This window comes from Limnohabitans sp. (assembly GCF_044361645.1).
Taxonomy (GTDB): Bacteria; Pseudomonadota; Gammaproteobacteria; order Burkholderiales; family Burkholderiaceae_C; genus Limnohabitans_A.
In genome coordinates this window covers 1-23,167 of the sequence record NZ_JBIKIL010000059.1, presented here as the reverse complement: position 1 = coordinate 23,167, position 23,167 = coordinate 1, and the positions used below count along the sequence as shown (strand labels likewise).

The window sequence follows — 23,167 nt, the reverse complement described above, 5'->3', positions numbered from 1 at the left end:
GCGTTTGGACAGCGAGTTGGCGTCTTTTGGCTTCACCCATTTGGTGACCTCTGTAAATCCGTTGAAACTGGCTACCAGTCTAGCTTGCGGCCGGTTTATGCAACGTCAACTGCCGGAAATAGGTTCATTTGCAGTTCTTGCTGCACCAGGGTGATCATGCTGTCGAGGGCGGTGATCTCTTCGCTGATGGCGGCTTGGCGTTTGCTGAACAGCATGGCCTGGCTTTTTTTGAACTCGGGGTATTGGGCCAGCTCTTGGGGGAATGCGAGTGGGGTGCCCAGCACTTCGGCTTGCAGCCGGGCCACGGTGGCCAGCAGGCCAGCGGCTTTGGCGCGGGCTTCGAGGAAGCTGGTTTCAAACCGGGTGCGCTCGAATTTGAGCAAGATTTCTCCGGCTTCGACCGTGTCGCCCTCTTTGACCAACAGGTCGTTGATGGTGCCGCCTTCTTGGGATTGGATGATTTGGGTTCTGGAGCTGGCAATCACGGCGCCGGGGGCGCGGGTGATTTGGTCCAGCGTGGCCCAGTGGGCCCAGACACCAAAGATGACCAGGACGCCAAAGACGATCCAGACCATGGCGGCAAGTTGGCCAAAGCGCGCGGCGTTGATGGCCTGGTGGTGTGCGTTGGTGGCGTTTTTGCGCGCCCTGAAAAACCATAAAAAGTTCATGCTGTGGGCTCTGTGGGGGCAGTGTCGCTGACGGTCAGGGCCGGCGTGTTGGCCGGGGTGGTGGCTGGGGCATTGACCGGCGTGTTAGCCGGGGCGTTGGCCGGGGCGTTGGCCGGGGTGGGCTGGCTTGCGGTGGGGGCCGGGGCGGCGCCGCCGCGCAGTCGGGCCAGCACGGTGTCGCGCGGGCCATCGAGCACGATGCGGCCTTGGTCCACCACGATGACGCGGCCCACATGGGCCAGCAAGGCGGGCTTGTGGGTGACGATGACCAGGACCGATGCCGGGGCAATTTGCTGGAACAGGTGCTGGATGATGCGGTTTTCGCTTTGGCCGTCCATGGAGGCTGTGGGTTCGTCGAGCAGCATGATGCGCGGCTGCAGCAGCAGCATGCGCGTGAGGCCAGCGAGCTGGCGTTGGCCGCCGGACAGGCCTTTGCCGCCTTCGGTGATTTCCAGCTCCAGGCCTTTGGCGTGGCTTTGAATGAGTTGGTCCAGCCCGGTCATGGCGGCCACGCGCAGGATTTGGCTGTCGCTGGGCGAAGCCAGCCCGAGTGTGAGGTTGTCTCGCAAGCTGCCCTGAAACAGGCGCACGTCTTGCGGCAGGTAGCCGATGTGTTCGCGCACAAATTGGGGGGCCAGGTGGGTCATGTCCACGCCGTCCAAAAAGACGTGGCCGGTTTTGGGCTGGTACAGGCCCGACAAAATTTTGATGAGCGTGGATTTGCCCGAGCCAATGGCCCCCAGCACGGCGATGCGTTCGCCGGCTTGGATTTGCAGCGCAGGCACATCGAGTATGGGTTTACCCTCACCATAGGCAAAGCTGGTTTTTTCCAGTCGCAGCTGGCCTTGGCAGCTTTGGGGCACCACCTGCCGGGTGTTGGCATCGCGGTCGCTGGGCAGGGCCATGATGCTGTCCAGGCCTTTGAGGGCGATTTGGGCGTGTTTCCACTGCACGATGAGGCCAGGCACTTGGCCCAGTGGCGAGAGTGCCCTGCCGCTGATGATGGTGCAGGCGATCAAGCCGCCCATGGTCAGGTCGCCGGTGGTGATGGCATAAGAGCCCACGGCGACCATGCCGATGTAGGTCAGTTGCTGCAGGGTTTGTGCCAGGTTGGTCGAGAGCGTGGTCAGGGCGCGCATGCGCAATTCGCTTTGCGCGATGGTGGCGGTGAGCTTGCGCCAGCGGTCGAGCATTTTCCACTCGCCGTTGCCCGCTTTGATGGATTCGATGCCGTCGATGGCCTCAATCAGCAAGCCGTTTTTGCGGTTGGATTCGGCCATGTGTTCGGCGGTGAGGTTTTCGATGGGTTTGCGAAAAAACAAAGCCAGCAGCACAGACAAGGGCACCATGACCAAGGGCACCAGGGCCACGGAGGGCGAGATCATGGCGATAACGCCCAAAAACAAAATGGCAAAGGGGGCGTCGGCCAGGATGAACAGGGTGGAGGAGGTGAGGAAATTGCGCACCGATTCGAAGTGCCGGATTTGCGAGGCAAAGGTGCCCACGGTGCGGGGTCTGGCGTCCATGCGGATCTCGAGTGCTTTGCCAAAAAAGACCGAAGACAGCTCTTGGTCGATGGCTTTGCAGGCACGCTCGACCATGTGGGCGCGCACTTGTTTGATGAGCAGCTCCATGAGGATGGCGATGACCACGCCCACGCTGAGCACGAACAGGGTGGAGTAGCCTTTGCTGGGCACCACGCGGTCATAGACTTGCATGGTGTACATGGCCGCAAACAGGCCGATGGAGCTGATGATGAAGGTGGCAAACACCGCTTGTGAAAAGGCCCCCTTGTAGCGCCCCAACACGTAGGCAAACCATTCACCTGCGCTGCGCGGGCCGTCTTGATGGTCTGCGTCAGATGTCTGGTGGGTTTTGAGCTCCAGGGCTTGGCCGCTTTGAAGCGCGTTCAGGCTCAACTCGGTCGCTTGGCCTTGCGCATCTTCGGCCATGCAGGCGCCGCTGCTGAGCTGGCCTTTGAGCAGCCGGGCTTGGCTTTGGTCTTGCGACAACCACAGCAGGGGGAATTGACCCGGCGTGGCTTTGGCCGCCTGCACGGCTTGGGCTTGGCCTTGCGGGAAATGGGTCAGCCAGACCTCTAAAGCCCTGGCATTGCGGCTCAGTTCGGCCAGGTTCAGGCCACTGGCATTTTGGTCGGTGCTGCCAAACAAGTAGGCCGGCACGGCATGCCCTTGCAGGGCGGCCAGCTTGGACAGCAGCGTGGCCAGCTCGGAGTCTTGCAGGTGCTTGGCTGCGGCATCTGGGCTTGCGGCGCTGGCAGTAGAGGTGAGTTCAGTCATGGAGGGCGTTCAAAGCTTGGGCGGCGATGTCGCCCGTCAATATCAGCAAGTTCAGCTGCGCCAGCTGCAGACCAAAGCGGGTGTCGGCCAAGCTGAAGAGGGCTTGGGTTTTTTCGCGTTGGGCGTTGAGCACGTCGAGCCAATTTTTGCGGCCCACTTGGTATTGGCGCAAATACGATTCCACGATGTCGGTTGTGCCCAGTTGCAAAGCATTGGCGGGCTCGATTTGGGCTTGCAGGGCTTGCAGTTCGGTGATGGCGGTGCTGATTTGCGCGCTCAGTTGGCGCTCTAGGGTTTCGAGTTCTTGTTGGGCAGCGGCTTGGCGTGCGACAGCTGCTTGCACACCCGACAGTGCACTGAGCCCGGCACCGCTTTGAAATTGCATGCTCAGGTAGGCTTGCCCCCGGTCGGTCGCAGCCGGCACTTGGCCGCCCCAGCTGTGTTGGTAGCCGGCAATGAGCGAGGGGTAAATTTGCGATTGGCTGACCTTGATTTGCGCTTGCGCGCTGTCCAACTGAGCCAGCAGGCGTTTGCGTTGGGCAGAAAAAGCAAATGCTTTGTCCTGCGCTTGCTCAACCGAGCTGCTGGCTTGGAGCCGGATGCTTTGGGGTATGCGCAAGGGCCCCGGGAGGGGCCCGGTCCAATTGGCGAGTGTGGACAGAGATGCGTCCAACTGGCGCTTGATCTGGATTCTTTCGCTGATGGCTTGGTGCAGTCGGGCTTGGGCCAGCGTGACGTCGGCTTGAGGCGTGATTTCTGCCTTGGCGCGGCGCTCAATGAGCGACAACAAGCGTTCATGTTCGAGGGTTTTGGCTTGGGCACTGTTGAAGCGGTCTTGCAGGCGCAAGACTTCATAAAAAGCCGTCGCCACTTGGTTCATGGCGGTGGTTTCGGCTTCCAGAACGCCCGCATCGGCCACGCGCAGATTGGCCTCTGACAAACCAATGCGGGAGCTGATTTTTCCGGCAGTCCATACCGGCTGTTCGAGTTTGGCCACACTGAGGTTGGTGCCTTGGTCGGTACGCAACTCTGAGCTGAGTGTGGGGTATCGGCTCCAACGGGTGGCCTCCAGCTCAAAGCCTGAGGCCTGGGCTTGGCTGCGGGCTTGCAGCACGCTGGGGTGTTTGACCAAGGCGACTTCTAACAATTGGGCCAGAGTGACCTCGGAAGCCCAGACAGGCGAAGCCATCCACAGCATGCCAGCAAGACAACAAAGAATCGGCCGAATTACGAGTAGCATTTTTCGCGAAAATTACAAATTTTTTTGCAATTTTTTTGTTTTTAATGCATTTCATTATCGGCCATGTGGTCTCCGCTGTGCAAAAACGCGAAATTCGAGTTGTTGTCGAGCGGTCAGGGCAGTTGGCATCAAACAAGAGAATGAGGCCGAGATGACAAAACCCTGTACCCATCACCCTGGGCGAAGACCCGCGATGCCGTGGTCGGCGTTGCCCTTTGCTAATGCCTGCCGCCCGCAATGGACGCCGGATCGAGTCCTGAATGACCGTGTCAGGGACTGGGATGTAAATGGCAGCGGCCAGGAACTGAAAAAGCGCTTAGGCCTTGCGCATTGCAAATTGAACCGGGTCGGTTCAGTCAGCGCGAAATTTGACGGTGAAGAGCGCGCCACCCTCTGGCGCGGCGCTGCATTCGACCGACGCGCCGTGTCGCTGGGCAATGCTTTTGACCAAGGCCAGTCCGAGGCCCACGCCGCCCACTTGTTCGCTGGCGCCGGGCAGTCTGAAGAAGGGCTCAAAGATGCGCTGTCGCCATGGCTCGGGCACGCCAGGGCCTCGGTCGCTGACACTCAGCTCTGCGCCGCCAGTGGTTGCGTGCAGGCGCAAAACCACTTCGTCTGTCTGCGCAGCGGCGCCGTAGCGGCGAGCGTTTTCGAGCAGGTTGCGCACCATGCGGCGCAGCAGCTTGGCCACTCCGGGCACGTCCAGTTGCGCCAAGCCTTGTGGCACTTGCAAGCGTGCCCCTACCCGGGCGCACTCTTCGGCGCACAGGCCCACCAAGTCGACCGGCTCCACCGTGCCGATGTCGACCTCATGCGCGTCCAATCGGCTGGCGAGCAAAATCTCGTCGATCAGTTGGTCGAGTTCGGACAGGTTGCGCAATATTTCGTCGCGGTTGCGCCCCTGTGCTGCGGCATTGGACGCTGGCTCGTGCATCAACTCCAGGCCCATGCGTATGCGGGCCATGGGCGAGCGCAGTTCGTGTGAGGCGTTGGCCAGCAAAGACTTTTGCGCGGCCATCAGGCCCTCGATGCGCTCGGCCGCAGCGTTGAAGCGCATGGACAAGTCGGCCACTTCGTCGGCCCCTTGCACAGGCACGCGCACCGACAAGTCACCCTCGCCCCAGCGCTGCACGCTGCGCTGCAGGCCCTCAAGGCGCTGCGTCAATCGGCGCACCACCGGGTACAGGCCCAGTGCCACGGCCAGACCAATCAGGCCCAGCATCCAAAAGAAACCCGAGGGCTTGGCCCACCAGGGCATGTCTTTGCGCAAATGGGGGGGCAAACGTCCGTCCGCGCCAGACCTCGCTGCAGAAATGCCGGGCATGCCCGGCATGCCTTGCATGGCGGGTGTGCGCATGCGCTCGTCCGGCCCTTCGTTTTTGCGCTGCACTTGCAGGGGCAAGATTTGCCCATCTGGCAAACGCACATCAAAGCTCAAAGGTGCACGTGGCGCTGTGCGTGTGGTGCTGGCCAACACCTCGCCTTGGGCATTGAGCACCACCCATTCGCGTGGCGCGGGCGGGGCGGCGTGGTGTTCGACCGTGGCCCGCCAGGCCCAGCCCACCACCAGCATGAGCAGCGCCACGCCGACCACCACGGCCAGCCAGATGCGCAAATACAGGTGACGTGACCAATGCCGGGTGAAGGTTTGCAAGGGCATGGGATCGGGGTTTTGCTTTGGTTTTCAGTCTTGTTGCCGGGCAAAGACATAGCCCACGCCGCGCACGGTCAGGATGCGCAAAGGCGTTTTGGGGTCGGCTTCGATGGCGGCACGGATGCGGCCCATGTGCACGTCGATTGAACGGTCAAAGGCTTCAAGTTCGCGGCCTCGCACAGCCTCCATGATTTGGTCGCGGGTGAGCACTCGGCCAGCGCGTTCGGCCAAGGCCACCAACAGGTCGTATTGGTACGAGGTCAACTCGCAGTCTTGGCCCTTGACGCTGACGCGCCGGGCGTCGCGGTCAATTTCAAGCGAGCCAAATTGCATCAGGTGTTTGGGCGTGTCATGCGTGGTGTTTTTGCGCCGCAAAATGGCTTTGATGCGGGCCAGCAGCTCACGCGGTTCAAAAGGTTTGGGCAAGTAATCGTCGGCCCCCATCTCCAGACCAATGATGCGGTCCATGGGGTCGCCCTTGGCCGTGAGCATGAGCACCGGCACCTGACCCACAACACCGGGCAGGGCGCGGATCCGCTGGCACACCTGCAGGCCATCCAGGTCGGGCAGCATCAGGTCGAGGATCACCAAGTCGACGCCCGGGGTTTGCAACCGGGCCAGACCGCTGTGCGCATCGGGCGCATGGTCTACGGCAAAACCGTTTTGCCCCAGGTAGTCCAGCACCATGCCGGCCAACCGGGCATCGTCTTCGATCATCAAGAGTTGTTGCATCGCTCCATCATCGTCGCTTTGAAAGCGCTTGGCGTGTCGTTTGTGTAAATCTGGGTAAATCCAGCGCACGCCATCCTTTTTGCCCCCCCATTGGTCAAGCCACAACGCGTCTTGGACGCTGGATCAAGTCCGGGGTGGCAAACGACTTGGTGTGTTGGCGTGTACCCGCGAAGCCAGTGCCACCAACAGCAACACGGGCAAGCCCAGCCAAGCCGTGGCGGTGAAGAATTGCGCGTAGCCGTAGGCGTCGACAAAATCACCCGAAAAGCCGGCAATGAATTTGGGCAGCAGCAGCATCATGGAGCTGAGCAGTGCGTATTGCGTGGCCGAATAACTGATGTTGGTGAGCGAGGACAAATATGCAATAAAGGCCGCCGACGCGATGCCGCTGGCCATGTTGTCAGCCGAGATGACCCATACCAAGGCCTGCACATCGTGCCCCACCCCGCTGAGCCAGGCAAACAGCAAATTGCTGGCCGCACTCAAAACAGCCCCGAGCATGAGCACGTGCATGACACCCAAGCGCGCCGACAGCACGCCGCCGACCAATGCGCCAACCAAGGTCATGATGACGCCGTACACCTTGGTCACGTTGGCCACTTCGGTTTTGGTGAAACCCATGTCCACATAAAACGGGTTGGCCATGATGCCCATGACGACATCGCTGATGCGGTACAAGGCGATCAAGGCCAGCAGCAGCAACGCTTGCCAACGGTAACGCAACCAAAAATCGGCAAAGGGCTCAATCACCGCAGCTTGAAGCCACTCGGCCAGGTTGCGCGCCGGCGCAAAGGGCGCGGGCACTGGCTCTGACGAGCCCAACACCACCAGCATGCCCGGCAACATGCTCAGCGCCATCACCATATAAGCCGCTTGCCAGGCCGCTTGCGCGTAGCCAGTCGCCTGCTCGCCTTGGGCAAAGGCGGCGATCCACAACACGCCAGCACCCGCCCAGATCATGGCCAAGCGGTAACCTGTGAGGTAACTGGCGGCCAAAGCAGCTTGGGCGTTCACCTCGGCCGACTCGATGCGGTAGGCGTCCAGCGCGATGTCTTGTGTGGCCGATGCCACCGCCACCAACAAGGCACAGGCCACCAAGGGACCGAGCAGCTGCGAAGGGTCGTTCAGGGCCATGCCCAGCAGACCACCGGCGATGACGATTTGCGACAACAAAAGCCAGCTGCGCCTGCGTCCCAAGCGGCGGGTCAGCCAAGGAATCGGCATGCGGTCGACCAAGGGGGCCCAAACCCACTTCACCCCATAGGCCAAACCCACCCAACTGAGGTAGCCGATGGTGCTGCGGTCAATGCCCGCCTCGCGCAAGCGAAAACTCAGCGTGCCCAGCACCAACAACAAAGGCAGACCGGCTGCAAAGCCCAGCGCCAACATGCGCAAGGATGCCGGTTGCAAATACAGCCGCAAGGCCTCGGGCCAAGTGCGCACGGGGCTTGGCGATGGGTCGGCGGGCTTCGGGGTCAAGGCTAAGGGGTCAGACATGGCTGCATTATCGATTCAGACGTGAAGGCCAAGAATTGATCAGCTCGCCAGCGTGGTGAACGTGCGGATCGATGTGCCGCGTCGGTGCGAGAAACGGATCCATCCACAGATTGCCGCGCTGCGCTCGCCATGACATTGGCGACGGGGTGTCAACCAAACTCAGTTGGTCACTGGCGATTTTCACTGGGTCTGAGGCGCCAGGGTGCGGCCATTTGTGCAAAGCTTTGGCGTCAGCGCATACAGCTGCAGGGCTGCACGTCTGCAGCACAGCCACCACCGGCGGGCTTGATTTGCGATGTTTCGCTATCATTTGCCTACCATGTGCTTTATTTGCCAGATCAAGACCTCCTCCACCGACACCGGGCCGAGTGCCTTGCCCGTGTCTGCGCCCCGATGGCAAGCGCGGCGCGCTTTTTTGCTGGCCTCGGGTGCCACGGCGGCCGGGTCGGCTTTGGCCCAAGTGAACGTGGGCTCTTCTTCGGGTTTGCGCAAACTGGTGCCTGCCGAAACGCTTGAAGTTTCGGCGCGCCAGCAATACGCCCAAGTGCTGGCCGGAGCCAAGGCCCAAGGGGCTTTGGCCCCCGACGACCACCCGCAGTTAAAGCGCTTGCGCGGCGTTGCTCAAAAACTCATTCCCCACACTGCGCCGTGGAACCAACGTTCACTTGACTGGAAGTGGCAGGTCAATTTGATTGGCAGCAAGCAGATCAACGCTTGGTGCATGCCGGGCGGAAAAATCGCCTTTTACACCGGCATATTGAACCAACTGAAGTTGAATGACGACGAGGTCGCGATGATCATGGGCCATGAGATGGCACATGCTTTGCGCGAGCACGCCCGCGAGCGCTTGGCCAAAACTCAGGCGACCAGTTTTGGTTTGTCTATTGCCTCGCAATTGTTGGGTTTGGGCTCATTGGGCGACACCGCCGCCAGCTTGGGCACGCAGTTGCTGACCCTCAAATACAGCCGCGACGACGAGACCGAGTCTGACTTGGTGGGTCTGGAGATTGCTGCGCGCGGGGGCTACCGACCCGAGGCCAGTGTGAGTCTTTGGCAAAAAATGCAGGCGGCCAGCGGCAACGGCAGCCCTAACTTTTTGTCCACCCACCCCAGCGGGAAAAACCGGATTCAAGATTTACAGGCCAACCTGCCCAAGGTGCAGCATTTGTACGAACAAGCTCGTCGGGGCTGACAGGGGTTGAGTCCAAGCCTAGCGGCCCGGGTGTTGGTGCTTTCATTTGTCGCGAACATAGGGGTTGCTTTGCCGCTCGCGCCCAAAGGTGCTCTCCGGCCCGTGGCCGGGGATGAACACCGTGTCATGGCCCATGGGCCACAGGCGCTGGGTGATGCTGGCGATCAGGTCGTCGTGGTTGCCTTGCGGAAAATCGGTGCGGCCGATGCTGCCGGCAAACAACACATCGCCCACAAAAGCGCGTTTGATCTCGGGTGAATAAAACACAACATGGCCCGGCGTGTGGCCGGGGCAGTGCCGCACCTGCAAAGTGTGGGCCCCCAGCGTGACGGTGTCACCATCGGCCAGCCAACGCGTGGGCTTGAACACCTTGGCGGGCGGAAAACCATAGGCCGCTGCGGCCTGCGGCAAACCGTCGATCCAAAACTGGTCAGCAGGGTGCGGTCCGATGATGGGCAAACCGCCGAGTTGTTCAGCCAAATCGGCCGTGCCCGAGGCGTGGTCGAGGTGGCCGTGGGTGATCCAGATTTGTTCAAGCTGGAGGCCGTGTTGTGCGACAGCGCCCAGAATCAGATCGAGGTCACCACCTGGATCGACCACGGCGGCCTGACGGCTTTGGTCGTCCCAAACAAGGGAGCAGTTTTGCTGGAAGGGCGTGACAGGAATGGTTTGGTATTGCAACATGTGAGGGGCCTTTCGCGAGACCGCATCTTATGCGATGGCCCTTGGTCTGCACCCCCTATGCTTGGGCCTTGAGGGATTGGGCCCGATCAGCTGGCCCCCTGGCTGTGGCGTCTGAATGGTGTGATCTCGGCTCAGGACCCGGCATCTCGTGTGCACCAGCACTTTTCGCAAAGACCAGCGACAAGAACTGGATCCCGGCTCAAGGCCGGGATGACACAAAGACAAGGGCCGGGACGACGGGTGCAGGGGCCCCATGCACAGCCGCCCCATGCACAGCCGCCACCGACAGCAAGCTCACCCACACCTTCGCAAAGCCCGCTTACCCTGGGCAGGCGGCAAAGTAAGATTGACGCTTAAAACCGACTGGGCGCACGACATGGATAAAAAAACCGCAGGCATTGAAAAAACCATGGAGAAAACCATGGAGAAAACCATGGAAAAGGCCATCTTTGCCAGCCGCTGGATTTTGGCCCCCTTTTTCATCGGCCTGATCATCGCCATGGGCGTGCTTTTGGTGAAGTTTGCCAAAGAGCTTTTTTCTTTGCTCATGGGCGTGATGGGTTTTTACGAGCACGACACCATCATTTCCATTTTGACTTTGGTGGACACTGCGCTGATTGCCGTGTTGTTGCTGATCATTGTGTTCAGCGGTTACGAAAATTTCGTCTCCAAACTCAACATCGGTGAGCACGAGGACCGGCCCGCATGGATGGGCAAAGTGGGCTTTTCTGATTTGAAGATGAAGCTGATCAGCGCCATCGTTGCGATCTCGGCCGTCGAGTTGCTCAAAGCTTTTTTGGTGAGCCAAACCATGTCGGGCGAGCACATTGGCTGGAAGATCGCGATTCACCTGACCTTCGTGGTGTCGGGGTTTTTGTTTGCCGCATCGGACTGGATCAGCGATAACCGCAAATCTTAAACCGCTTTGTTTTGCGCAAGGCTTGGCCTCAGCGCCCGCCCGTGACCGACTTACGTGGCCTGCCGGACAGACAATTGAACGGCATTCTTTTACCTTGAGGCTTCTGGCCAAAGCCCCCGCCATGGTGGTTCGGGCGTGGGCCGGTCATTCGTCTTTCAAGACAAGGAGTTCAGCCATGCATACCCCTCACCCATTGATTCGCATTTCAGGCACCGCGCTGTTGGCCGTGGCCTCGTTGGCCATGGCCGCCTGCGCGGGCATGACACAGCAAGAAAAGAACACCGCCGTGGGCGCAGGCGTTGGTGCCGTGGGGGGTGCCATCTTGACCGGTGGCAGCGCCGCTGGCACTTTGGGCGGTGCGGCCGCTGGTGGTGTCATCGGACACGAAATCAAAAAGACCCCCTGAAAGACGCTCACCATGCTCGAAACTCTGGCCGTGGTGTTGGTGATTTTGTGGGCTTTGGGCCTGGTGTCGTCTTACACCTTGGGCGGCATGATTCACCTCTTGTTGGTGCTGGCTGTGGTGGTGGTGCTGGTGCGGGTGATCAAAGCCCGTTGAGCTTGGCTCGAGCATACAGACCCAAGCGTTTGCAGCCTTGCCAGGCAGCCCTGAAAAAAGGCCCACACACCCTTGGGTGTGTGGGCCTTTTTTGATGGGGCTTCAGCGTTGTGGCTGTGTGCCCATGACCTGCACCTCAACGCGGCGGTCCACGCGCAAGCAAGTGATCAGGGCTTGGCTGGCTTTCATGCCCTTGCAGTCATTGGCAGCGGTCTCGGGTTGTGCTGAACCCACGCCCTTGGTGGTGACCAAGTTGGCAGGCATGCCACCCACTTGAACCAAGTAGTTGCGCACCGCGTCGGCGCGCCGGGTTGACAAGCGTTCGTTGTAGGCGGTTGAACCCAAGCGGTCGGTGTGGCCGGTGATTTGCACCGCCTCGACATTGACGGTTTTGAGTTCTTGCAGCAGTTTGTCCAAAGCCTGTTTGCCATCGGCTTGCAAGCTGTCTTGGTCAAAGCCAAACAAAGAGTCGGCCTGCAGGTTCACTTTGACCCACGGCTTGGGCACTGGCACAGGCACTGGCGTGGGTGCTGGCACAGGTGCGGGTGCTGCAACCGGCGCGGGGGCCATCACAGGTGCAGGTGCAGGTGCTGGTGCTGGTGCAGCCACGGGCGCTTGTGCGACCACAGGCTCTGGACGGTAGACCGGCTGCGCTGCGGGTGCCGCATAGGCTGTGCGCACATTTTGCGCGGGTGCCCCAAAGCGGTAGACCAAACCGACCGATACCAAGTCAATGTTGGCATGCCGCGTGATCGCGTCGTTGATGCGGTAACGCTCTCCTTCAAGGCGCACAGACAAAGCCGGTGTGAAGGCGTACTGGGTGCCAAAACCAAACTTGTAACTCGTATCGCGTTTGCTCGATGGCAAAGCGCTGGCTTGGCCTTGGCCTGTGCCACTGATTTGGCCCTTGGTATCAGAATAAATCGCCCCCACGCGGCCTAACAAGGACCATTGCTCGGTGATGGGCAAGGTGCCCACCAGGTCCAAGTTCAGGCCGTGCACGCGGGTGCTGCCGGACAAGGTGCCTTCGGGTGTGGTGGTCGCGCCCATGCGGTAACGGCCCAAGTCAAAGTAGCCTGTTTCAACGGCCCAGTTGGGCGACAAAGGGATGCCAATGAAGGCCTTGTAGCCGTCGGCACGGTTCTTTTCGGTCAGGGTGTCTACCGTCACGCCTGAGCCCAGCAAGCTTTGTGCCACACGGTCGTTGTCAAACTTGGCGGTCGTCTCGCCTGCGCCGATGCCGACATACATGCCTGTGTTGTTGAAGCTGTCTTGCGCGTACACACCCGTGCTGGCCAAAATGGCAGAGACCAGCATAGATGCGCGTGCTGGTTTGTTGAAACGTTTCATAAAAATATCCAATCAAAAAAAGGCCTGCGGCCTGGGTCACAAAAAAAATGGAATGGCGCGAAGAAAAACCGCCAGCGCTTCAGCGCGAGGCCTTCTCGGCCAGCCACCGTTGCAGCAGCAATTGCCACGCAGGTGTGCGAAGGGCCAACGCAATTTGAGCCCGCGTGCTGGCCAGCGATTGCGCTGGCGTGACGTCAGAACTCATGTCGGCTGCGATTGCTGAATGGCCCGAATGTCGAGCGCAATTTGCGCCTGAATGTCTTGCAGCAAGGGCTGCACACGCAGTCGGCGCGCGCCCCACCAACACAGCGCGCTGACCACCAAAGTGGCCACTGGCAAGGCCAGCAGCACCCATGCATGCGGGGCTTCGTGCAGAGACAATGCGCTCCACAACAACAAGGCCACGCCGCCGAAAAACAGTGCCATCATGAAACTCATGGCGCTCAGCCCATACAAGACCCAACGGTTCTTGAGCGTGCACAGGTAACGTGCGCCCACTTCATTGGCCAAGTCGGCATAAGCCTTGGCATGCGACATCAGCAAACTCGGTGGCAGCAACAACATTTTCAGCAGCAGCCCAAGCATCACTGTGGGCGTGAACGAAGCAGCCAAGAGGCCATCAACGCGGCCACTGCACCGGTGCCGGCAGCGATCAAGACCGAGCGGATCGGGTCGTGCTGAATAAAGTGCTCGGTGGTGACGCGCACGTGGCGGGCTTCTTTTTCGAGCTTGTGCTTGGCGTCTGACAAAACATCTTTGCCCGAATCGTTCAGGTTGTTCAACTCGTCTTTGACACGGTGGCCCATGCGGTTCAGCGCGGGTTGCGCTTCTTCCAACAAGCCATCCACCTGGCTGGTGACACGGGTACCGAGTGTGGACATTTTTTCGTTTGCTGTTTTGGAATCTGACATAAGCGCCTTTGGGTTGTGTGACATCGAGAGACCCTCACTCTAGGACGCTGCGGGGCCTGAGTCTGTGGGCTGACACACGCACTGGCGCGGTATTTTTCAAATTCAAAAAATCGCCAGGCCGCTAGAGCTCGAAAGACCATTTCAACAACTTGTGCTTGTCTGCGCCAGATCAAACCAAGACCTTGTATTTGTTGCATGATGGTCCACCGCACACGGCCATTTGTAGATCTAAGTAAAGCCTTGTGTCGGCACTTCGAACGGGACTTCATGACACAACTTCATCTCACGCCGATCCACACGATCGGCTCACCGACGCGCACGCCGGTGTTCACCGGATGAGCGTTGCCACCATCCGACCACGCAACCAATTGTTGGGCTGCTTACCTGAAACAGACTGGGCCCGTCTGATCCCCCTGGTGACCAAAGTTGATCTGCCTGCTGGCGAGTCTTTGATCGAAGCTGGCACCAGTTTTTCACATGTTTATTTCCCACTGAACGGGCTGGTGGCGCTCCACGGACAGATTGAAAACGGCAACTCATCCGTGCTGTCTTTGGTCGGGCCTGAAGGCTTTGTGGGCGTGTCCAGTTTCATGGGTGGTTTGTCCACCACGAGCAATGCCACGGTGTTTTCGGCGGGCTCTTTTTTGCGCATGCGCGGCGTGGACTTGCTGCAAGAATTTGAACGCTCCACACCGCTGCTGCACTTGTTGTTGCGCTACACACAAGCGCTGATCACGCAAATGGCACAAACCTCTGTGTGCAACCGCCACCACACGGTGGACAACGCCTTCAGCCGATTTTTGTTGCTCAGCCTGGACCGCTCAGAGACCACCGAGCTGCTGCTCACGCATGAAAAAGTAGCGCACCTGTTGGGCGTGCGCCGCGAGGGCGTGAGTGAGGCCGCGATGCGCTTGCAGCGCCAAGGCTTGATCCGCTATTCAAGAGGCCGTGTTCAGGTGCTGGACCGGGCGGGCATGGAGGGCAGCGCATGCGAATGCTACCAAGTGATCAAAACCGAATACGATCGGCTATTGCCTTTGCGATTGGACGCTTGAAATCGCTTCACCCCAAGGGTTTTGCCATGATTGACCATTTTGTCTGAGTCCAAGCCCTTTTTGCCCTTGCATGAAGGCCCGCGCACCGTGGGCATCGGCGCATCGGCCGGTGGTCTGAAGGCTCTGGAGCAATTTTTTGCACAGGTATCGCCCGACTCAGGTTTGGCGTACGTGGTGGTGCAACACACCAGCGCCGAGCACAAAACTTTGTTGGGCAGTTTGTTGCAACGCATCACCCCTTTGCCGGTGCACGATGCCCAAAACGGTGTGGTGCTGGCCCCCAACCACATTTACGTGATGCCCACGGGCGGGCAGTTGCGTGTGGTGCGCTCTTGCCTGCACTTCAAACCCGCGCGCAAAGCCAACAGTTCACCCCAGGCCATTGACAGCTTTTTGATCTCGTTGGCACAAGACCAAGGCGACAGGGCTGTGGGCGTGATTTTGTCGGGCATGGGGCGCGATGGCACCGCCGGCTTGCAGGCCCTGCACAGCGCCTCTGCGCTGTGCCTGGCACAGCAACCCGAGACCGCCGCATTTGCCGCCATGCCCCAAAGTGCGATTGACGCAGGCTGCGTCCACGCGATGGCCCCACCCGCCGAGTTGCCCAGCCTGATTGCGCAGTGGGTGGCGCGAAGCGCGATTGCGACAAACAAGGCGACACCTGATGCCACCCGCTTGGACGCCCGACCTGATGCAGCTTTAGGCCAACCCAAGCTGTTGCGCAGCGCAGCCAACGATGGCAAAGACCGGGACTTGGGGCCCATACCCAGGAGCGCACCAGAGTCAGGGCCTGAGTCTGGGCCTGAGTCGGGGTTTGGGCCAAAGGCAGAACTTGCATTGGGGCTTGCACAGGGGTCTGAATTGGACGCTGATTTTGCGGTCACGCAAGAGGTGGCGCCCGCTGTATTCACCGATGTTTTGCAGGCCATTGTGGATTTGTTGCACCAACATTTGCAACACGATTTTTCGCTGTACAAGCCCAGCACTTTGCTCAGACGTGTAGAGCGGCGCATGCATGTGCACCAATTGTCCAACATGGCCGACTATGTGCCTTACTTGCAGCGCAACCCGCAAGAGTTGGACGTGTTGTTTTCTGAGATGCTGATCGGCGTGACCTCGTTTTTCAGAGACCCGCAGGTCTGGCTCGACCTCGGCACAGGTGTTTTGCCGGGGCTGCTGGCAAATCCCCATGACGGCCCCGTGCGGGCCTGGGTGTTGGGTTGCTCTACCGGCGAAGAGGCTTACAGCCTGGCCATGCTGCTGCGCGAAGCCCAAGAACTGCAAGCCTCCCAAATACGCCAAGCAAGCCCAAGGCCCCAAGCCCTGTCCGTGCAAATTTATGCCACCGACCTCAACGCCACGGCCATCGCCGTGGCGCGCAAGGGCTGGTACAGTGCGCAGGCCTTGAATGGCGTTTCGGCCACGCGTCGCGAGCGTTTTTTTACACCCCACGAAGGCGGCTTCACGGTGCACCCCGATGTGCGGGCGATGGTGATGTTTGCGCGGCACGATGTGATCGTGGACCCCCCCTTTACCCAACTCGATCTGCTGCTGTGCCGCAATGTGTTGATTTATTTCAACGCCACGCTGCAGCGGCGCTTGATGCCCTTGTTCCATTTCAGTTTGCGCGTGGGTGGCACCTTGGTTCTGGGCAGCGCTGAGACCATCGGGCGTTCACAGCATTTGTTCAGCACGCTGGTGCCGCGCTCACGCATTTACAGGCGCTTGGCACAAACGCTGTTGCCTGGCTCCGTGGTATTTCCCGTTCACCGCCGCGCCTCTGCGCGCACACCCCTTCAGGAGTTGAGCGTGACCTCACCCACACCCACCCCATCGCTGTCTTCATCCGCCTCGGGTGCCATCCCCAACTTGCAAACACTGGCAGACCAAGTGCTGCTGCAAGCTTTTTCACCGGCCGCCGTGCTGGTCAATGCCTCGGGTGACATTGTCTATATCAGCGGCCGCACCGGCCAATACTTGGAGCCCGCCGCGGGCAAGGCCAACTGGAACCTGCACGTCATGCTTCGCCCCGGGTTGCGCACGCCGATCGCCATGGCTTTGCGCCAAGCTTTGCAAGAGCGCTTGTCGGTGGTGTTGAATGGTTTGCCCCAAATCAGCACGCGCACAGGTCAGCTGCAGGTCACGGTGCACCCTTTGCAAGAACCCCAAGCCTTGGCCGGCATGGCCATGGTGGTGTTCAAAGAATTGCCGACAAGCATTGCAGGAGCAGGACCGGCCACATCGGACGATGCAGCGCTCAATGCCGAGCTGCAAAACACACAACAAGAAATGCAAACATTGCGGCAAGACATGCAGACCTCGAAAGACCAGATGCTCACGCTCAACGACTCGATGAAACTGAGCAACGAAGAGCTGCAATCGGCCAACGAGGAGCTGACCACATCCAAAGAAGAAGCCCAGTCGATGAACGAGGAGTTGCAAACCATCAACAGCGAATTGCAGACCCGCCTGGACGATTTGGCCTTGGCCCAAAGCGACATGCAAAACCTGCTCAACAGCACCGACATTGCCACGCTTTTTTTAGACATCGAGTTGAATGTGCGGCGCTACACCGAACAAGCTGCACCCATTTTTCACCTGCGCGAGGCCGATGTGGGTCGCCCCTTGAGCGATCTGGCCAACACCCTCGATTACCCCTTGCTGCTGGAGGATGTGAAAGCCACTTTGACCAGCTTGAAGCCTTTGACCAAGTCGGTCTCGGCCGCCGATGGGCGCTGGTTTTCGGTGCGCATCATGCCCTACCGCACGCTGGCCAATATGGTCAATGGCGCGGTGCTCACCTTTGTGGACATCAGCACCGCCAAAGCGCTGGAGTTTCGTTTGCGCGAAGCCAATTGAGCATCACGTCGACTCGACTGAGACGGCTTGACACCCCAAATTGACACCCCCCTTGTTTGACATTTGTCCTTGTACTTGCCCTCACCTTTGCACCCAACTTTGCACCCGTCACATCAGACCCTAAGCCCAACACAGATTGCACCCATGACCTCCGCAAGCCTTCACTTCACTCAGCCCCAGTCCAACCTGCGTGAGCGCGCCAAAACGCTGCTTCAAGCCCATGGCTCCGGTCTGAGTGTGGCCAAAGATGCCAGCGTGGCCCTGCGCGTATTGTTTGACCTGGCTGCATCGCCCGAAACCGCCCACGACGCATTGGCTTTGCTGCACGAATTGCAGGTGCATCAAGTGGAGCTGGATTTGCAAAACGAAGAATTGCAAACCTCACGCTCAGAGTTAGAGGCCACTTGTGAACGGCAGCAACTGCTGCATGATGCCTCTGCATGCGCCCAGCTGGTGCTTGATGACAAAGGCTGTGTGCTCGAGTGCAATGCCTTGGCACTGCAGCATCTGAACGCCAGCAGCACGTTTTGCGTTGGCAAATCTTTGACCCACTGGGTGGCCAAAGCTGACGTGCAGCGCACACAAACGTGGCTGGACCTTGCCTTGCAAAACAAGCCTGCCGCTTCGCTGGGCTTGGTGCTGCGCGTACCGGCGCGCGATGGCCGCCACGTGGTCGCCGCTGTTCGTGTCAACCCACTGGCAGCGGGCGTGTTGCTGGCCTGGGTGGACGCCCCGCCCCCATCGGTTTGAGCGAGTGTGTTCTGGCGCACCGACTTGGCAGCGGCCTTTTCCTAAGATGCATTGTCTTGAGCAGTTGCCCCTTGGGCGCTGCGACAAGCATGGAGTCAGGCTTTGGCTTGGCCGATCCAACAGATTGCACGATAGGACTACAACATGATTCGAAAAACAACTTGGGCCACCTTGGCCTCTTCTCTGGTCTTGCTGCTCGCCTCGGGCTGTGCGGTTTCGCGTGGGCAAGAGACCGTGGGCGCTTACATCGACGATGCCGGCATCACCACCTTGGTCAAATCACGCTTTTTTGAAGACAAGTCTGTGGCCGGTTCTTCCATCAGTGTCGAGACTTTGAAGGGCACTGTGATGCTTTCGGGTTTTGCCAAAAGCACTTTGGAGCGCAACCGGGCAGAGACCATTGCACGCGGCGTCAAGGGCGTGACTGCGGTGCGCAACGAGATCGCTGTGCGCCCTTGATACCAGGCAGCACGGCCTGAGCCTCAGAGCTGCACCAAGCAGACGGCAAAGGCCATCAGGTCGACACCAGCGGCGGCGGCAGATTCATTTGTCTGTCGCCGTTTTTGTTGGCCACAAGCGTTGCCCAAACAGCGCATCCAGAGACAGTTGATCGGGCAGCACATACACCACACCTTGCGTACCCTGAAATGTGGGCAAAACCACGGTGCGCCAAAACAGCAAAGGCACATTGATGCAGCCGTAAGTGATGCGTTTGTCTTGTGCAGAGTTGGAAGCCAAACGCTCTAAACGCCGCTCTTGCGGGTTCAAGCTGCGCACCGGGTGAATTGAAATGGCTTGCTCATAATCAACCCACAAAATAGTTTGACCCGCTGTGTTGCGGCCCATCTCGGCCACAAAGCGCCCGGCCGGCGTGATGCGCTCTTTTGGGCGAATTTGGGACAAAGGCCGATCGCCCATGCCAGGCGTTGCGAGGTCACCCAGAGCCAAACCCAGCAATGCCGGTGCCTCGCCCAACAAACGACCCGTGGCGCTGAACACATACACCCGCGCCTGTTTTTTGTCGACCACGACAAAGGGCCAGCCTTGGTGATCGCCCCAGTGCAATGAGCCCTGCACCACCGCTTGCACCGACGCCGACGCGCTCAAGAGGCCCAGTCCCGAGGTGCGCACACGCCTGTGCTCCAGGTCGGGTTGGTCCAGTCCCCATGCGTCTGCAAAGAGCCTTGTGTTTTGTTGCTTTTCAGACTGCGCCATGGGCTGAAAAACATGCGCCATCGCCAGACTGGGAGATTGCGCTGCGGCCGTCATGGCCATCGACTGCGCCAACGCGCAATGCACCCACAGCCAGCCCAGTCGGTGGGCTGTACGAGCTCTTTTCAAGCGCTTGTTGTCGCCTTTTTGGAGGTCTGAAATTGCGTCACGGCAGTGCTTATCCGCGTTACAGCTCGCCTCGATTTCGCATGGGTCTTTGCCTGCCTTACCGGGCCAGACCTGCGACAGTTTTGCCACAGCTCGGTGCATGGCGCGCGACATGGGCATCTTGGGTGGCGGGTGGGCCATGGTTTTCAATCTGCGGCAAGCTTCAGCTTCAATTGCGGTCTTGCTTGGGTGGTCTGGTTGGCAGGAGCGGGCCTGGGTCTTGCACAGGCTTGGGCAGCACGCGCTGGGGTTCCTCTTGCACCACGGGCATCATCACTGGCATCATCACTGGCATCACCACGGGCATCACCACGGGCATCGGTTTTGGCGCAGGTGCAGGGGTCTGAGGCCCTGTCACTGGCCCTTGCGCCGAGGGCAAAGGTGGCGAAACAGTCAACAGCACGGGCGGTTGATCCCGCAACAGGGGCTTGGGCAAGGCCTGGTCTTCAAGGGTTGGCGTCAGTCGCTCGTCGTTTTTTGCTGTGACTGGTGCCTCAATGGGTGACGCTGTCGCGGGCAGTTCGGTGACGGGTGACTCTTCCACGGGCAGTTCGGTGACCGGTGGCTCTTTCACGGGGAGTTCGGTGACCGGTGGCTCTTCCACGGGCGGTTCGGTGACGGGCGGCTCTTCCACGGGCGGTTCGGTGACGGGCGGCTCTTCCACGGGCGGTTCGGTGACCGGTGGCTCAAGCTGTTCTTCAGTCGGTGACTCGGGCTCGATGACGATTGGTGGCTCAGGTTCTTGGGCCTCAGGATCGTTCAGTTCTGGCTCTGGTGTCGGTGGCACCACCACCGATGGGCTCACCGTCAACACCCCGTTCACATAGCCAATGCTGTAGTTGCTCGGTGTGAAGTTGTTGCCCGTGGCAGCGCTGGCCGCGATGGCGTAGGGGCTGCCCGCCACACTGGCTGTGGCCGCTTGGCCGGCGCTGCTCATGTGCACGCTGTCTACGCTCTCGCCGTTCACCAAGGCGCTGGTCACAAACTCTGTCAAGGCGGGGCTTTGGCCGTACACCTTGTTCACATTTTGCGCGGTCACCGTCAAGGCGGCAGGGCTCACCGTCAACACCCCGTTCACATAGCCAATGCTGTAGTTGCTCGGTGTGAAGTTGTTGCCCGTGGCAGCGCTGGCCTCGATGGCGTAGGGGCTGCCCGCCACACCGGCTGTGGCCGCTTGGCCGGCGCTGCTCATGTGCACGCTGTCTACGCTCTCGCCGTTCACCAAGGCGCTGGTCACAAACTCAGTCAAGGCGGGGCTTTGGCCGTACACCTTGTTCACATTTTGCGCGCTGATCACCAGCGCTTGAGGTGTGATGTCGGCCCGGGCTTGGTACACGCCTGCTGGCGCTTGTGCAGTGGCAAAAAGCTCGTACGCTGCGTTTGAAAAAGTGGCGGTGTGAGTGATTTTTTTGTCTGTGCCCACATTGGGGGTGTCGAAACTAGCTGCGCCGACAGACCCCAAAGTCACTGGGGGTGGGGCATCGGTCACATCGGGCATCAGGCCATTGAGCGTGGCCGCGGCGAGGCCGTCGTAGACCTTGTTGTTGCCTTGACCAAAGACCCAAGCTTTGGCCTCGAGTGTGCCGCCACCGGTCAAATTGTTGGCATAGGCCAAGGTCTCGCTGCTGGTGCTGGCGTAGTTCTCCGGGTTGAAACGAATGCGCAGTTGCCCCGTGTTCACCGTCAGGCAATGGGTGCCGCAGGTGATGCGCACGCTGCCCTGCGCTGCGCCTGGGCCCGTGCCGTCGTTGTCGGCGCGCAGCACCATATTGCCGGTGGTGATGGATGATGCCGCATTCACATCCACGTTGCCCCCTGCCACTGCTTGCAGCTCGCCAGTGGTGATGGTGGTGGCGGCATTCAGCCGTACATCTTGTAGCGCCGTAAAAGCCAGGCGCCCTGTGGTGGTGGTGGTGGCTGCATCCACCACCACGTTGCGTCCGGCATTCAAAGCCAAGCTGCCCCCGGTGCCCGTGATGGCTTGGTTCACATTCACGTCGCCTTCGGCGTTCAGGCTCAGCGTGGTGGGCGCTGTCCAGGTGATGGCCGAGTTGACAGCGATGTCGCCTGAGCCTGCACCGCTCAGGCCGGTGTTTGCAGTGCGCACGGTGACGTTGCTGGTGCCCAAGGCGGTCACCAGATCGGCCACGTTGATGTTGACGGCGTTGAGGCCCGAATTGGGTGCAAACACGCTGCCTGTAGCGGTGGCATCGGTGGTGCTTGCGCTGGAGATCGTGATGTCGGCGGGGTCCAGCAACCATGTACCGGTCTGCCCGATGGGCGCTCGCGTGTCGACCTTCAGTCCGTCCACGTCGAGCCATTGGCCCGAGGTTTCGATCAAACCGCCGTTGCCACCTTGCGCCCCCCCACGGGCCGACACTTGGCCCCGCGCCCGTGTGCTGCCATCGGCCCACAGCACCACCTGACCACCATCGCCTTGGGCCAGGGCGTTGGCCTGAATGCGGGCATTGGCGTCCATATAGACCGCATGGGCGTGTGGCAAAGACGGTTCGCTGCCTTGGTAGCCCCCGCCCATCGAGACTTGCCCACCTGCTGCGCCGCCCGAGGCCTTGATGTGCGCGCCGATCACACCGACTTGGTGGGCCGTGGCCCACACGCGACCCGCATTTTGTCCCGCGCCTGCGCTCACATCCAGCGTGCCGCTCAGGTGCACACTGCCGCTGTCCATGTTGCCCAACAGCACAATGCGGCCCTGTCGGTTTTCGACGGTCTGCGCCTGCAACACGCCCGTGTTGTTCACCGCATTGCCCAGCCATTGACCCGCTGCATGGGTGCTCATCAGCACTTGGCCTGCGTCGGCCTGCATCAGACCGCCATTGCTCAAGAGTGCATCGTCCACGCCTTGCGCGACGTGCACGCCCAGCAATTGTTCGCCCAGCACATCCAAGCGCATGACTTGGCCGGCCACCAACACCACGCTGCCGCGCGGGGACAGCACTTGGCCTTGGTTGATGACCCGGGTGCCCAGCAGCGCCACGTAGCCGCCCTCGCTTGCTTGCAAACGGCCTTGGTTGAGCAGGTCGGCCGTGCTCTGGCCGGCAAACCGGTAATGCCCGGCCATGAAGTCGGCATCAGCGATGTTCAAAGTTGAGGCCACCAGGCCCCCCACATCCACCGAGGCTCCGGGGCCAAACAAAATGCCATGGGGGTTGACCAAGAACACTTGGCCATTGGCCGACAAGCGGCCCAAGATCGCCGAGGGCTCTGCCCCCGTCACCCGGTTCAACGCCACGGCGCTGCGACTCGGTTGCACAAACTGCACGGTCTGCCCCGCTGCAATGCCAAAGCTTTGCCAATTGATCCTATTTCCGGCAGTTGACGTTGCATAAACCGGCCGCAAGCTAGACTGGTAGCCAGTTTCAACGGATTTACAGAGGTCACCAAATGGGTGAAGCC

21 protein-coding genes are annotated in these 23,167 nt (G+C 60.2%); 8 read left to right on the top strand and 13 right to left on the bottom strand.

Annotated features, from left to right (window positions below):
- Positions 1 to 95: 95 nt before the first annotated feature.
- The 6 genes from ACIQ39_RS10755 to ACIQ39_RS10730 form a co-directional block, all read right to left on the bottom strand.
- Positions 96 to 668 (bottom strand): biotin/lipoyl-binding protein, encoded by a 573-nt coding sequence (locus ACIQ39_RS10755; protein WP_396434598.1) that lies wholly within the window; start codon positions 666 to 668, stop codon positions 96 to 98.
- The gene (locus ACIQ39_RS10750; RefSeq protein WP_396434597.1) at positions 665 to 2,968 is read right to left on the bottom strand and encodes a type I secretion system permease/ATPase; all 2,304 of its coding nucleotides are present in this window, start codon (positions 2,966 to 2,968) and stop codon (positions 665 to 667) included. The genes ACIQ39_RS10755 and ACIQ39_RS10750 overlap by 4 nt, the downstream gene beginning before the upstream one ends.
- Positions 2,961 to 4,157 (bottom strand): TolC family protein, encoded by a 1,197-nt coding sequence (locus ACIQ39_RS10745; RefSeq protein ID WP_396434596.1) that lies wholly within the window; start codon positions 4,155 to 4,157, stop codon positions 2,961 to 2,963. The genes ACIQ39_RS10750 and ACIQ39_RS10745 overlap by 8 nt, the downstream gene beginning before the upstream one ends.
- Before the next feature lie 403 nt (positions 4,158 to 4,560).
- On the bottom strand, positions 4,561 to 5,868 hold the full coding sequence (locus ACIQ39_RS10740; protein WP_396434595.1) for a sensor histidine kinase: 1,308 nt from the start codon (positions 5,866 to 5,868) through the stop codon (positions 4,561 to 4,563).
- A gap of 24 nt (positions 5,869 to 5,892) precedes the next feature.
- A complete protein-coding gene (locus ACIQ39_RS10735) occupies positions 5,893 to 6,594 on the bottom strand; it encodes a response regulator transcription factor (protein WP_396434594.1) in 702 nt (233 codons plus the stop codon).
- A 123-nt stretch (positions 6,595 to 6,717) separates the two neighbouring features.
- Positions 6,718 to 8,091: an AmpG family muropeptide MFS transporter gene (locus ACIQ39_RS10730; protein WP_396434593.1), complete on the bottom strand. Its 1,374-nt coding sequence runs from the start codon at positions 8,089 to 8,091 to the stop codon at positions 6,718 to 6,720.
- A 319-nt stretch (positions 8,092 to 8,410) separates the two neighbouring features.
- Between ACIQ39_RS10730 and ACIQ39_RS10725 the strand changes: the two genes are divergently transcribed.
- Positions 8,411 to 9,283 (top strand): M48 family metallopeptidase, encoded by an 873-nt coding sequence (locus ACIQ39_RS10725; RefSeq protein WP_396434592.1) that lies wholly within the window; start codon positions 8,411 to 8,413, stop codon positions 9,281 to 9,283.
- Positions 9,284 to 9,325: 42 nt separating this feature from the next.
- Here ACIQ39_RS10725 and ACIQ39_RS10720 read toward each other — a convergent pair whose 3' ends face one another.
- On the bottom strand, positions 9,326 to 9,967 hold the full coding sequence (locus ACIQ39_RS10720; protein WP_396434591.1) for an MBL fold metallo-hydrolase: 642 nt from the start codon (positions 9,965 to 9,967) through the stop codon (positions 9,326 to 9,328).
- Between the two features lie 376 nt (positions 9,968 to 10,343).
- On the opposite strand from ACIQ39_RS10720, the gene ACIQ39_RS10715 reads away from it, so the two are divergent.
- The 3 genes from ACIQ39_RS10715 (at position 10,344) to ACIQ39_RS10705 (ending at position 11,445) form a co-directional block, all read left to right on the top strand.
- On the top strand, positions 10,344 to 10,886 hold the full coding sequence (locus tag ACIQ39_RS10715) for a TIGR00645 family protein (RefSeq protein ID WP_396434590.1): 543 nt from the start codon (positions 10,344 to 10,346) through the stop codon (positions 10,884 to 10,886).
- Between the two features lie 175 nt (positions 10,887 to 11,061).
- A complete protein-coding gene (locus tag ACIQ39_RS10710) occupies positions 11,062 to 11,292 on the top strand; it encodes a glycine zipper 2TM domain-containing protein (protein ID WP_396434589.1) in 231 nt (76 codons plus the stop codon).
- Positions 11,293 to 11,304: 12 nt separating this feature from the next.
- On the top strand, positions 11,305 to 11,445 hold the full coding sequence (locus ACIQ39_RS10705; protein WP_396434588.1) for a lmo0937 family membrane protein: 141 nt from the start codon (positions 11,305 to 11,307) through the stop codon (positions 11,443 to 11,445).
- Between the two features lie 102 nt (positions 11,446 to 11,547).
- Here the strand turns inward: ACIQ39_RS10705 and ACIQ39_RS10700 are convergent, their stop codons facing one another.
- The 4 genes from ACIQ39_RS10700 to ACIQ39_RS10685 form a co-directional block, all read right to left on the bottom strand.
- On the bottom strand, positions 11,548 to 12,795 hold the full coding sequence (locus ACIQ39_RS10700) for an OmpA family protein (RefSeq protein ID WP_396434587.1): 1,248 nt from the start codon (positions 12,793 to 12,795) through the stop codon (positions 11,548 to 11,550).
- Between the two features lie 79 nt (positions 12,796 to 12,874).
- Positions 12,875 to 13,000, bottom strand: coding sequence for a hypothetical protein (locus ACIQ39_RS10695; RefSeq protein ID WP_396434586.1), 126 nt, complete (start codon positions 12,998 to 13,000; stop codon positions 12,875 to 12,877).
- Positions 12,997 to 13,407 carry a hypothetical protein gene (locus tag ACIQ39_RS10690; RefSeq protein WP_396434585.1) on the bottom strand — a complete coding sequence of 137 codons (411 nt, stop codon included), beginning with the start codon at positions 13,405 to 13,407 and terminating at the stop codon, positions 12,997 to 12,999. The genes ACIQ39_RS10695 and ACIQ39_RS10690 overlap by 4 nt, the downstream gene beginning before the upstream one ends.
- Entirely contained in the window at positions 13,380 to 13,676 is a 297-nt protein-coding gene (locus tag ACIQ39_RS10685; RefSeq protein ID WP_396434584.1) for a hypothetical protein, read from the bottom strand. Before ACIQ39_RS10685 ends, ACIQ39_RS10690 begins: the two co-directional genes overlap by 28 nt.
- Before the next feature lie 365 nt (positions 13,677 to 14,041).
- Between ACIQ39_RS10685 and ACIQ39_RS10680 the strand changes: the two genes are divergently transcribed.
- The 4 genes from ACIQ39_RS10680 to ACIQ39_RS10665 all read left to right on the top strand — a co-directional run bounded on the left by ACIQ39_RS10680 (position 14,042) and on the right by ACIQ39_RS10665 (position 18,829).
- Entirely contained in the window at positions 14,042 to 14,761 is a 720-nt protein-coding gene (locus ACIQ39_RS10680) for a Crp/Fnr family transcriptional regulator (protein WP_396434583.1), read from the top strand.
- Positions 14,762 to 14,791: 30 nt separating this feature from the next.
- Positions 14,792 to 17,620, top strand: coding sequence for a chemotaxis protein CheB (locus tag ACIQ39_RS10675; protein WP_396434582.1), 2,829 nt, complete (start codon positions 14,792 to 14,794; stop codon positions 17,618 to 17,620).
- Between the two features lie 144 nt (positions 17,621 to 17,764).
- The gene (locus ACIQ39_RS10670) at positions 17,765 to 18,370 is read left to right on the top strand and encodes a PAS domain-containing protein (RefSeq protein WP_396434581.1); all 606 of its coding nucleotides are present in this window, start codon (positions 17,765 to 17,767) and stop codon (positions 18,368 to 18,370) included.
- Positions 18,371 to 18,514: 144 nt separating this feature from the next.
- On the top strand, positions 18,515 to 18,829 hold the full coding sequence (locus ACIQ39_RS10665; RefSeq protein WP_396434580.1) for a BON domain-containing protein: 315 nt from the start codon (positions 18,515 to 18,517) through the stop codon (positions 18,827 to 18,829).
- Between the two features lie 84 nt (positions 18,830 to 18,913).
- On the opposite strand, the gene ACIQ39_RS10660 is transcribed toward ACIQ39_RS10665, so the two are convergent.
- Positions 18,914 to 19,711, bottom strand: coding sequence for a hypothetical protein (locus tag ACIQ39_RS10660; protein WP_396434579.1), 798 nt, complete (start codon positions 19,709 to 19,711; stop codon positions 18,914 to 18,916).
- 208 nt (positions 19,712 to 19,919) lie between these two features.
- Entirely contained in the window at positions 19,920 to 23,111 is a 3,192-nt protein-coding gene (locus tag ACIQ39_RS10655) for a filamentous hemagglutinin N-terminal domain-containing protein (RefSeq protein ID WP_396434578.1), read from the bottom strand.
- Positions 23,112 to 23,167 lie beyond the last annotated feature (56 nt).